The sequence below is a fragment of the Phytobacter diazotrophicus genome (assembly GCF_052061655.1).
Taxonomy (GTDB): domain Bacteria; phylum Pseudomonadota; class Gammaproteobacteria; order Enterobacterales; family Enterobacteriaceae; genus Phytobacter; species Phytobacter diazotrophicus.
This window is the reverse complement of record NZ_CM125428.1, coordinates 3,235,523-3,246,705: the sequence shown is the minus strand read 5'-3', so window position 1 is coordinate 3,246,705 and position 11,183 is coordinate 3,235,523. Positions and strand designations below refer to the sequence as shown.

The 11,183-nt window shown below is 53.5% G+C and carries 12 protein-coding genes; 5 read left to right on the top strand and 7 right to left on the bottom strand.

The genetic code is table 11. From position 1 onward, the window contains the following. Position 1 precedes the first annotated feature (1 nt). A complete protein-coding gene (gene oqxA, locus ACS0RQ_RS15785; protein ID WP_271849425.1) occupies positions 2 to 1,177 on the bottom strand; it encodes a multidrug efflux RND transporter periplasmic adaptor subunit OqxA in 1,176 nt (391 codons plus the stop codon). 336 nt (positions 1,178 to 1,513) lie between these two features. Between oqxA and ACS0RQ_RS15780 the strand changes: the two genes are divergently transcribed. Next, on the top strand, positions 1,514 to 1,864 hold the full coding sequence (locus ACS0RQ_RS15780) for a helix-turn-helix domain-containing protein (RefSeq protein WP_039079365.1): 351 nt from the start codon (positions 1,514 to 1,516) through the stop codon (positions 1,862 to 1,864). A gap of 97 nt (positions 1,865 to 1,961) precedes the next feature. Here the strand turns inward: ACS0RQ_RS15780 and pdxR are convergent, their stop codons facing one another. Continuing rightward, entirely contained in the window at positions 1,962 to 3,440 is a 1,479-nt protein-coding gene (gene pdxR / locus ACS0RQ_RS15775) for a MocR-like pyridoxine biosynthesis transcription factor PdxR (protein WP_271849426.1), read from the bottom strand. A gap of 301 nt (positions 3,441 to 3,741) precedes the next feature. Here pdxR and ACS0RQ_RS15770 point away from each other — a divergent pair, with 301 nt between their 5' ends. Continuing rightward, complete coding sequence (locus ACS0RQ_RS15770; protein ID WP_271849427.1) at positions 3,742 to 4,197, top strand: GNAT family N-acetyltransferase; 456 nt, start codon at positions 3,742 to 3,744, stop codon at positions 4,195 to 4,197. A gap of 119 nt (positions 4,198 to 4,316) precedes the next feature. Here the strand turns inward: ACS0RQ_RS15770 and ACS0RQ_RS15765 are convergent, their stop codons facing one another. Then, positions 4,317 to 5,240: an AraC family transcriptional regulator gene (locus ACS0RQ_RS15765; protein ID WP_271849428.1), complete on the bottom strand. Its 924-nt coding sequence runs from the start codon at positions 5,238 to 5,240 to the stop codon at positions 4,317 to 4,319. A 94-nt stretch (positions 5,241 to 5,334) separates the two neighbouring features. On the opposite strand from ACS0RQ_RS15765, the gene ACS0RQ_RS15760 reads away from it, so the two are divergent. The 3 genes from ACS0RQ_RS15760 to ACS0RQ_RS15750 all read left to right on the top strand — a co-directional run bounded on the left by ACS0RQ_RS15760 (position 5,335) and on the right by ACS0RQ_RS15750 (position 7,177). Then, the gene (locus tag ACS0RQ_RS15760; protein ID WP_271849429.1) at positions 5,335 to 6,105 is read left to right on the top strand and encodes an SDR family oxidoreductase; all 771 of its coding nucleotides are present in this window, start codon (positions 5,335 to 5,337) and stop codon (positions 6,103 to 6,105) included. A 140-nt stretch (positions 6,106 to 6,245) separates the two neighbouring features. Next, positions 6,246 to 6,692, top strand: a complete 447-nt coding sequence (locus tag ACS0RQ_RS15755; protein ID WP_271849430.1) for an SMI1/KNR4 family protein — start codon at positions 6,246 to 6,248, stop codon at positions 6,690 to 6,692. A 98-nt stretch (positions 6,693 to 6,790) separates the two neighbouring features. Continuing rightward, the gene (locus ACS0RQ_RS15750) at positions 6,791 to 7,177 is read left to right on the top strand and encodes a hypothetical protein (RefSeq protein WP_271849432.1); all 387 of its coding nucleotides are present in this window, start codon (positions 6,791 to 6,793) and stop codon (positions 7,175 to 7,177) included. A gap of 612 nt (positions 7,178 to 7,789) precedes the next feature. On the opposite strand, the gene ACS0RQ_RS15745 is transcribed toward ACS0RQ_RS15750, so the two are convergent. From ACS0RQ_RS15745 to ACS0RQ_RS15730, 4 genes are all read right to left on the bottom strand, one after another. After that, positions 7,790 to 8,746 (bottom strand): glutathione S-transferase family protein, encoded by a 957-nt coding sequence (locus tag ACS0RQ_RS15745; protein ID WP_271849433.1) that lies wholly within the window; start codon positions 8,744 to 8,746, stop codon positions 7,790 to 7,792. Between the two features lie 10 nt (positions 8,747 to 8,756). Next, complete coding sequence (locus ACS0RQ_RS15740) at positions 8,757 to 9,164, bottom strand: DoxX family protein (protein WP_039079357.1); 408 nt, start codon at positions 9,162 to 9,164, stop codon at positions 8,757 to 8,759. Positions 9,165 to 9,272: 108 nt separating this feature from the next. After that, positions 9,273 to 10,166 carry a LysR family transcriptional regulator gene (locus tag ACS0RQ_RS15735; RefSeq protein WP_271849434.1) on the bottom strand — a complete coding sequence of 298 codons (894 nt, stop codon included), beginning with the start codon at positions 10,164 to 10,166 and terminating at the stop codon, positions 9,273 to 9,275. 103 nt (positions 10,167 to 10,269) lie between these two features. Then, positions 10,270 to 11,166, bottom strand: coding sequence for a LysR substrate-binding domain-containing protein (locus tag ACS0RQ_RS15730; RefSeq protein ID WP_271849435.1), 897 nt, complete (start codon positions 11,164 to 11,166; stop codon positions 10,270 to 10,272). Between the last annotated feature and the right edge of the window lie 17 nt (positions 11,167 to 11,183).

Sequence of the window (11,183 nt, the reverse complement as noted above, 5' to 3'; positions counted from 1 at the left end):
ATCAGTTGAGGGCGGTGCTGGTAGTCATGGCAACGGTTTTCGCGTTAACCGGCATACCCGGCATAAACACTTTTTGTAAACCATCGACGATGACTTTATCGCCAGGGTTCAGCCCCTTCTGCACGATGCGTAAACCGGCAGCCAGACGCCCCGGCGTAATATCACGACGCTGCGCTTTACCTTCTTTATCAACGATATAAACATATTTGCGATCCTGGTCGGTCAGCACTGCTTTGTCGTCGATAAGCGTGGCTTTGAACTCAGCGCTGCCCGGCAGACGCACGCGGGCAAAGAGTCCTGGCGTGAACTGACGCTGTGCGTTATCCAGCAGCGCACGCATACGGATAGTGCCGGTGCTCGGCGTTAACTGATTATCCAAAAAGTCCACTTTGCCCTGATGGGGATAGCCATCCTCGCCAACCAGGCCAATCTCAACCGGTAGCGCCATGTGGTTACTGGACGCGCCTTGCCCGCTGCGGGCGAGGTTCTGGTAGTGGAGGTAGATCGACTCATCCACGTCAAAGTAGACGTAAACCGTCTTCTGCGATACCAGCGTGGTGAGCACGCTGGCGCTGTCACCCGCCGTGACCAGGTTACCGCTGGTGATCAGCGCACGACTGGCGCGGCCATCAATGGGGGCGGTCACTTTGGTGAAGTCCAGGTTAAGCTGTGCGGCATCAACTGCCGCCTGCGCTGCACGAATGTCGGCCTGCGCCTGGGCGGCGGCAGAACGACGCTGTTCCCACTCTTCACGGGAGACCAGATTGGTGTTGATTAATTTATCGGTACGGCTGGCCTCACTTTGCGCCAGGCTGGCCTGCGTTTTGGCTCTCGCCAGCGTCGCCTGCGCCTGTTCCAGCGCGGCACGATAGGTTCTGTCATCGATGGTGAACAGCACCTCGCCTTTTTTCACTTCCTGGCCGTCGGTGTAATTCACTTTATCAATGTAGCCAGAGACACGGGGGCGTAGCTGAACGCTTTCCACCGCTTCAATCCGACCGTTAAAGCTATCCCACTGGCTAATCGATTTCACGACCACGTCAGCGGCGCTCACGGCGGGCGCTTGTGGCACGGCATTTTGCGCGACACCCTCATCGCATCCGACGAGCATGACGGAGAGTAATACCGCTCCCAGCGCATTCAGACGAAAATTAACCCAATGTTTTTGCAGGCTCATTATTTTTATTCCGGTAATTGTAGCCGCCGGGCAAGACACAGCAGGGGACGCTGCGCCACTTCCTTTGTCCGGGCTGGCTTAAGGCCATTTGTGTCGTTCATCGCCACAAAACTGTAACAGTTGCGAATACACTATCGCGGCGATTGTAGGGAGGTGCTAAATTAAGTGCAAGAATAATTGTTGCACTTTATGTGCTGTTTGTGTCAGCGGTAAAAGACAGATTTCCGGCAGGGATTTAAATGCAATAATAAAACTTGCATTTACTGCAAAAGCAGGCCACCTTTAAATGCAACAGACAAAGATGCTTTTTTGGTAAGCCGCGCGGGAGGAAACAAAATGAACAATGGCGCATTTATTCACGATTTACTCGACTGGATCGACAACAACATTGAAAGCCGTCTCGATATCAATACCGTTTCCAGACGCGCCGGTTATTCGAAGTGGCACCTCCAGAGGATCTTCAAAGAGCATACGGGCTATCGTCTCGCCGAGTATATTCGTGCGCAAAAGCTGCAAAAATCGGTCGAGCGGTTAGCCCGCAGCGACGAACCGATTTTGAACGTGGCCATTGCGTTAGGATTTGACTCTCAGCAGTCCTTCAACCGCAGCTTTAAGCGTCACTACGGGCAGGCCCCTGGCGCATGGCGACGCAGTATTGGCCGCGCTGAAATGCAGCGATTAGGCTAGCAATCCACATAGCTCGCATCCGTTCAGGATGATATTGGCGGCCTGCCAGCGGCGGGCACATTGAGTGAGTCGGGTGTCGGGCTGACACGCCAAAGCCTCAGAGACGACGAAAAAGGGCGGCGATTTTTTCTACCGCCTCTTCTATTTCCTTCTCCGTGTAAGCCGCAAAACCCATCAAAAAACCGGTTGACGCCGGTTCGTTTGCATATAATTCGGCAAGCCCAAGCATATCAATACCTGCTCGTCGGGCGGCTGTGGCAACGGCTGCTTCGGAAATGCCCTTCCTGAGATGGCAGGGCATCTGCATTCCGCCCGTTGGCGTTATGCCAACGACAAAATCAGAAAGACGCTCTTCAATCAGGCTCGCCAGTTTGTCACGGCGAGCAACATAAACCTCCCGCATCATCCGGACATAGGAACCAAAATGACCACCCTCCAGAAATTTGGCGACGGTCAGTTGGGTGATGGAGGCGGTATGACCGTCCATTAACGTCCTTGCCATCGTCAGCGGTTCAACAAGTTCTGCAGGCACGATCATCCAGGCAATGCGTAGCCCCGGAAAAAGAGACTTGGTGAACGTCCCGATATAGATTGTCCGGTTAAAGGCATCCAGCCCCTGCACGCAGGCCATCGGCTTGCCTTCATAGTGAAACTCGCTGTCATAGTCATCTTCAATAATCCAGGCCTGGTGACGGTTTGCCCAGTCGATGACCGCCAGCCGTCGGTCAAGCGACAGGGTGACGCCGGTAGGATACTGATGGGAAGGGGTAAGATAGATAGCTTTTGCCGGCGCTGTCAGAGCATTAAGTGACTCGATACACAGCCCTTTCTCATCAAGCGGAACCGGAAGGCTGCTCAGCCCGGCAGCCTTAAACGCTTTTTGCGCCCCCTGATAGGTCGGATCTTCAATCACGATGGCATCGCCGCTGTCCATCAGGACATGAGAACAGAGGGCGAGCGCCTGCTGGGAACTTGTCAGAATAATGATACGTTCTGGCGTGGCATGCGCGCCGCGTTCCAGATTGACATACTCTGCGATGGCCCGGCGTAACCGCTCTGTCCCCTGAGGCGGGCTTTGCTCCAGCGCATGGTGGCGATACTCTTTTAGTACCTGTCGCTCAAGTCGCTCCCAGGTTTGTACCGGAAACAGACGTGTTTCGGGGATCCCCGGCGCCAGTGGGCGAGGCGATGAAAATTCACGTATCCCCCCACTTTTGTACATCACATTTCCCCGCGCACTGAGCGTGGGTTCACGTACCTCAGCGGCGGACTGGCGTTGCCGGGAATGTGATTTCAGAAATCGGGCGCTGGCAGAAACAAAGCTGCCTTTACCCGTGTGCCTTTCAATAAACCCCTCCGCATGCAGACGCGTATAGGCGGCTTCAATGGTGTCACGGGAAACATTGAGTGAGATGGCTAATGCACGCGAGGCGGGGAGGGCTTTGCCGTGAGATAAAATGCCTTCCAGGATAAGTGCCCGTATTGCTCTCTGGATCCGTTCATGAAGAGGCAGTGAGCCGTTTGCGGGATCCATCATCCAGGCCTTTACCGTTTCAAGCTGGGCATGCTTAAACATCCTTTTCTCCGTTATTACTTCCGTCATTATCCAGTCTATAACAGGATGGTCTGCAGCCAGAAGATAAATTGGTCTGCTACATTGTGAAAAATTGGTGGGGCTAAACCTGCCATTTTAACCTTATCATTATTCCCGAAGCGTCAATGACGGGCAGGGTGGAGCGGCGGCGATAAGGCGCGTCATATATCGGCATGTTGCCTGTGCTTTACGTGTTTGAAAAAAGACAATACCTACGCCTGCGTTTCTTAATTAATGATTCACCCCAACACAGAACAAGCCAGCAAATAAAGAGGTTATTATTATGAATACAGTGGTTATCACAATTGAAGCAGCCAGTGAAATGGATTATGAAAGCTGGTTGCCGCTGTGGGAAAATTATCAAATATTTTATAATGTTGATATTCCTGATGCGGTCACAACGCGCACCTGGGAGCGCTTTGCCAATCCAATCGAGCCGATATTCTGTGCTGTCGCGAAAAGTAATGGCGAGGTGGTGGGGTTCGCTCATTATCTTTTTCACCGTTCAACCTGGGCGGAAAGTGATTACTGTTATCTTGAAGATTTATATGTCAGCGAAAATACGCGCGGTAAACAGATTGGCAAACAGTTAATTGAATATGTTCAGAAAGAAGCCCGAAAACGTCATGCCAGCCATCTTTACTGGCACACCCATGAAGCAAATTATCGTGCGCAAAGATTATATGACTGGATTGCGAAAAAAAGCGGCATGATTGAATATCGGATGCAGGTAAGATAATCCGTGTTAACGACTCCCCCTTCAACAGATGCCGCAAAGCCTGTTTTATTTAGGGGGAAAGTGTGTAAAGACAAAGCCAGTGATAGCGTACAGAAAGAGTATTCAACACTGGCTTTTCATCAGTGATGCGACGCCACAGAGATAGCATGGGGTTTCTGGCGTCGAAATACCCCCGGCGGCATCCCTACATATTTCGTGAAGGCGACGTTGAAGGCGCTCGCTGACTGATATCCAATGCGAAATGCGATCTGTTCGATTTTATCCGTACTGCTCAACAGTGCTTTTCTGGCCAACGACATTCGCCAGAAGAGCAGATATTGCATGGGCGGCATACCGACTGTCTCGTTGAATATGGCGAAAAAAGAGGAACGCGACATCGCACAATGGCTGGCGAGCTGTGCTATTTGCCAGTCAATGTCGGGTTTTTCATGAATGAGATGCAGCGCGATGGCGATCTTTTCGTGTTGTAATCCCCGCAAAATACCTGCCGTTCCCGACAGACAATCATGGCTTCGCAACGACTCAACCAGTAATAACTGTAAAAGACGCATCAATACCACTTCACGTCCTGGCCGCCGGGCCTGGCTTTCATTAAGCAGAAGTTCAAGCAGAGTGACAAAACGCTGTTGTCCTTTCACCAGGATCTCGTTGGGCAGTAATGCGACGATAAGCTGTTTGTCCGGCGTGTCGAATTCGCAGTGCCCCACATTCATCAGAAATTCAGCCGGTCCCGTTGTTGCGCCAATTCTCACGTGCCCATCGCCAATAAGGGTCGGCGTCGTAATGTCCGTCGGCGCAGACGTGCCCGCATTGGTGTTTTCAAACGTGTAGGTTGCGGGTATCAGAATGAAATCGCCGGATACCAGCAATTTTGGCGCTTTGCCGTTAATGCTTATCAGACATTCGCCTTGTAACACTGCGCAGTAAAACGCCTCTCCGCAAGATTCCCGGACAATACGCCACTGACCCGCACCCTCAACGAGTTTAGTATGGGTGGGCCTGGGGTTGAGCAAGGTAACAATATCGGTTAACGGGTCTGACATTGGACGCTCTCTAAATTTTACTGGATTATTGATTATATATTGTCCAGACAGAGGCGGCTATGATCGTTGCTCTTGCCAACAGAGAGGATTAAACATGTCGACTGCACTGATTACCGGATGCTCATCGGGTTTTGGGCTTGCAACAGCAAAACTCTTTTTAGACAAAGGCTGGAAAGTGATTGCAACCATGAGAACGCCCGATCCGACGCTGTTACCTGAAAGCGACAACCTGACTCTTTTGCCGCTGGATATCACTTCCGCTGACAGCATTGATAATGTGGTGAAAAAGGCCGGGGCGATTGACCTGCTGGTGAATAATGCCGGTTTTGGCGCACCGGTCCCTGTTGAACTCACGCCCCTGGCAACCGCGCAGCAGTTAATGAACACCAATGTTCTTGGGACACTCGCATTAACTCAGGCGTTTCTGCCGCTAATGAGAGAGAAAAAATCAGGGGTTATCATCAATGTTTCATCGTCAGTGACAACCAAAGCAATGCCGCTGATTGGGCTTTATCGTGCAAGTAAAGCGGCGCTGAATGCCTGGAGCGAGTCATTAGCCATTGAGGTCAGGCCATTGGGTATTCGCGTTCATGTGGTGTTGCCGGGGCGCTCACCAGAGACGAAGTTTGGCGAGAATGCGCGGGCCTATTTTGGCGGACAAGACGATCCGGTGTATGGCGCGATGGTGGATGCGTTTATTCAGATGGCGCGCGATAACCACTCGCCAGTGACTCACGCCGGGGATGTCGCGAATGCCATTTTTGCCGTTGCGAACGATCAAAACGCGCCGCTGTATACCGCTGCCGGTGAAGATGCCACCCATTTTTTACAAGAGGCGCAGCAACATTCACCCTTTTCTTACTGATATTCGAGGGTGAAAAGGTAAATGAATCGACGAGGCGATCATGGTGGTGATGAGTATGAAGCAAGAGAAGCTGTTACTATTTCTCGGCATTAAGGACGGCTGAGAGGCCATATTGCTGCTTATTACCAACAGGTAACGACATGATGATTAAACTCGTAGATTCATCGCCCGCCGTCACGGCTGATGAGCTTGGCGATATTGAAGCATCGCTGGGCGTCTCTTTCCCTGATGTTTTAACGTCGCTATGGCTCATCAGTAACGGTGGTAAGCTTGAGGATGGGCGGCGCGTTTACCAGAGTGAAAAATATGAGAACGATATCAAATACTTTCTGTCGATTTTGCGTGCTAACAGTCCAGGTTTGTTGACCGCTGATGGCTACTACAGAACGCTGGTTGTCGATAAGAAGATTCTCCCGGCAAACTTTCTTCCCTTTGCCATTGACGGCGGTGGGTTTCCCTACTGTATGAATTTGGATGATGGGGCCGTCTATTTTGCCAATCTGGAAAGCCAGAAGAGTATTTTTCTTGAGCAGGATCTCGATAGTTTCATCAGCAAGGTGATAACCGAAGATGAAGCCTGGGGATGATAATTCCCTCGTTTTCTTGCAAGCATTGCCAGATATCAATTCGCTGAGGGCAGAGAAACCATCACTGCCCTGAGGTCCCGATAAAAGGAACCCGGAAGATGTCCGTAGAACTGGAAAACTATGCCGATGATGAAGGCGCCGCAGTTGATTTGCTTTTACCGACATTCGGTTCTGAACCTGTTCAGTGCATAAATCTGGAAGCGCATTCGCCTGATGACAAAATGAGGAACGATATTCAGTTTCTTATCGAGAAACAGAACGCTTTCTCGCAGAAAATCACAGCGGAAACTCAAGCGTACTGCAAACGGGTGTACGGCGCAGAGGCGACAGATCTTATTCTGGTGAAAATTTATCTGTCTCCTGATGCGAAAGATAATTTCGGATTTATGTTTGCAAGCGATATAGATCGTGAACACGGAATAGGGCTCAAATTTGTAGGGCTTGAGCTGAAAAGCGTGGGGAGCAGCGAAACCGCGTTTTTATAACACCCCACCTCCCAAGCCGCATATTCCCCTCATCCTGGCCCTCTCCCCAAAGAGGAGAGGGGACTATTTATTCGTGCGGCCTGAACGTTTTGTAGCCCGGATCAGGCGCTTGCGCCGCCATCCGGGGCGGGTTGGTCACTAACTGCGCCCTGCAAGGCACTCCCCGGTGGCGCTACCGCTTACCGGGGCTACTCGCTCACCTTCACGCCGGTTTAACCGTAGATGCGGTGAATATCTTCAACCTTTTTAGCCATGGCTGACTCGTTTTCCCGCATGACAACCACAGCGACATTTTTGTGTCCCTCTGGCGCAGAGCGTGCAGCGAGGGGGTTGAGTCCCCGCTTAACGCGTTGGCCCGAGGGGCGAGCCCCAGGGATGGGGCGAGTAACTCGAGTCAAACCGACCGCAGGCAGCGGGGCGGGAGACGAACGCAGTGCGAAGCACCGATTTCTTTGCGGGGCCGCTGGGATTGTAAAGGGGAACGCGGTGTTCCCCTTTACCCGTTCACGTGTCCGGAGGTTCCATTTCGCCATGAATATAAGGTGAACGGAACCCTCCTCCATAGCCGCCTGGCCTCCTCACCCTGCGATGATCTCGCTTTTTGCGACTGACTTATAAACCATACGCACTGAGATCCGGCCCCTGCGGAACAATCCCATTCGGATTGAGCGCCTTGATGGAATAGTAGCCCTGCTTGATGTGATCAATATTCACCGTTTCCCGGATGCCCGGAACCGCCAGCATTGTCCGCAGATAGCGGTCCAGATGCGGGTATTCCGCAAGCTTACGCCGATTACATTTGAACACCCCATGGTAGGCGGCATCAAACCGCACCAGAGTCACAAACAGACGGATATCGGCTTCGGTTAGCTGTCCACCGCAGAGAAATTCCCGCGTAGCAAGACGCGTTTCCAGCGTATCGAGCATGGAGAACACATCGCTGACTGCCTCCTCATAACTGACCTGGGTGGTGGCAAAACCGGCGCGGTACACACCGTTATTCAGCGTTGGATAAATCTCGGCGTTGAGCTGATCAATCTCTTCACGCAGGGCGGCGGGGTAGAGATCAATACTGCCACGCGCCAGTTCGCCAAAGCCGCTGTTGAGCATCCGTACGATATCAGCGGACTCGTTATTCACGATGGTATGGGTTTTCTTATCCCACAGCACCGGGACCGTCGCGCGGCCGGTAAAGGTTGGATCGGCTTTGGTATAAAGCTGATGCAGCCACTCGACGTTATTGATCGTGTCGCGGTCGGTGCCAGGGTAATCGCCGAAATGCCAGCCTTCCTCCAGCAGCCAGGGTTCAACCACCGAGACACTGATAACCTCTTCCAGCCCTTTTAGCTTCCGGGCAATCAGCGTACGCGAGGCCCACGGGCAAATCAGCGCGACATACAGATGGTAGCGTCCCGGTTCGGCGATAAAACCGCCTTCGCCCGTAATACCGGGCGCCCCGTCAGGCGTCACCCAGTGGCGAAAACTGGAAGTCTGGCGCACAAACCCGCCTTTTTCATCGGTGGCCTGCACCGGGTGCCAGTCCGCCGTCCATTTTCCGTCAATCAGCATGTGTACTCCTTTAGCCTTTAAAAGGGGTCGGTTTGAGCGCGTATTTTCCATCCCCGGTCAGCGCCAGAGCAAGCAGACCCACTATCCAGAATGCCGGGAATTCCCAGCCGCCGTTCGGGTTAGTGAAGAAAAAGCCAGCCGGGCCGTGAACGGTGAAGATAGCGCCCAACAGAATCGGAATCAGCACGATGGCAACGATACGGCTATAGATACCGAGGATCAGCGCAATCGCCCCCACCAGTTCAACCGCCATGGTGAGATAGGCCAGCCCGCCAGGCAGACCGAGGGAGGCAAAAAACTTCGCGGTACCCGCCGGGGTAAAAACAAAGAATTTCAGGCTAAAGTGCGCCAGAAACAGAATACCCAGCGCCAGGCGCAACAGCAGAGATGCATAGGGAGCAGTACGTGAATCAGTCATGGTTGTGTCCTCTCGAATAGGTTGATGAAAGGACTATAGAGTGTTTCCAGCCCAATGATTATTGGGTCAAAAAGAGGATATTTATTTCCATAATGGAAACAATCATGGCTACGCCAGCGAGGCGTACGTTGCCGCCAGAAAATCGATTAACACGCGGGCTTTCTGCGCCAGATAGCGGGCCGGGGGATAGACCGCATAGAGCGCCAGCGGCGGCGCCTCAAAAGGAGCCAGAACGGGCACCACACGCTGCGCATTCAATGCTTTTTCAGCGATAAACATCGGCACTCTGGCAATCCCTAACCCGGCGCAGGCGGCCTCCATACAGGCTTCCGCATTGGAGAATTTGATTCGCCCGCGAACCGGCTGCAAATGCATTTGCTGTTGGGTGTCGCGAAACGGCCAGTGCCAGGGATCGCGAAAATTGGTATCAACAATCAGGGCGTGCTGTTCCAGCTCTGACCAGTGTACCGGTTCGCCGTGGCGTTCAAGGTAGCTTTGGGCGGCGACGACCACACTGCGAATCGGGCATAAACGGCGGGCAATCAGGCTGCTGTCACTGAGGCTGCCGATACGCAGGGCCAGATCAAAGCCTTCATCCACCACGTTGACGAGCCTGTCGGAAAAGCTGACATCCAGTTCGATATCCGGGTAGCGACGGGCGAATTCCACCAGATGTGGTGCGAGCTGTGAGACGCCAAACGTGACAGGGGCCGAAATGCGCAGCAGCCCGGAAGGGGCGTTGGCGCTATTGCGAACGGCATCATTAAGCGCGTCATAATCGACCAGTAGCTGACGGATTCGTTCGTAGTAGGCCAGGCCCACCTCGGTGGGGGTCAGTGAGCGGGTGCTGCGGCGCAGCAGGTTGACGCCCAGTTCGCTCTCCAGCCGGGAGATCAATTTCGATGCCTGACCGTGGCTGGTACCACAGCGTTGCGCTGCCGCCGTAAAACTGCCTGTTTCTATCACCGCGACAAACATACGGTCGCAATCCAGCCGCTCCATTCGTTCTACCCGCTTCTCATCAGCAAAAAAATACCATAGCAAAACCCAGGGGGGACCGCTTACGTTTTCACCTGGTCATAGCGCGTGTTTCTCGCTTTTTTTGTTACAACGTCACGTACTCAAAGGCCTTGATAAGCCACTGTTTGAACTGTTGCACATCGCGGCGGCTGGCTTTATCCGTGCTGGTGACAAAATAGTAATTGCCGCCGGGAAGCGCCCCCGGCAGGGCAATATGCAGTAGCCCTTGTGCCAGCGGGTACTGGATTAGCAGTTCGCTTGCCAGTAACACGCCCTGTCCGGCAATCGCCGCCTGAATCGCGTGTGTCTCATCATCAAAACGGATCCCCGTCTGCACGGCTAAATCCGCCGGGCCAAACGTCTCTTTCCAGTGCTGCCAGTCCGGTTCCGGCGTTGGCACATGGCGGTTTTCGATGTGAAAAAGCGTGAGCCCGGCCAGATCCTGCGGGCTTTGCAGCTTTATAGCCGGGCTGGCGACCAGCACAAAACGATCCCGCCAGAGTAGCGTGCTTTCCAGCGACGCGTCCGCCTGCATGCTGTAGCGAATGGCGCAGTCGGCCATCGCGCCGCGCACATCCACCAGGCTGGTGCTGCTGTGAAAGCGCAGCTCCAGGTCCGGGAGTTGGCGGTGCAAAAGCGGCAGGCGCGGCACCAGCCAGTTGGTCAGGAAATTCGAGGTGGTGCTGAGCGTCAGCGCATCGGGCGGGGCACCGGCCTCAATAAGCATGACGGCCTCGCGCAGGGTGGTGAACATATTCTCCGAGGCGCGAAAAAGGATCTCGCCGCTGGCGGTGAGCGTTACCGCGCGGGGGGAACGGGTAAACAAGCGCTGGCCGAGGGTCTCTTCCAGTTGACGAATCTGGTGGCTGATAGCCGTGGAGGTGACGCCAATTTCCTCGGCGGCCAGTTTAAAACTGGCGTGGCGGGCAACAGCATCAAAAGCGCGGATCGCGCCAAGCGGTGGCAGACGACGTAATTTCATGGATGAATTTAACTCAT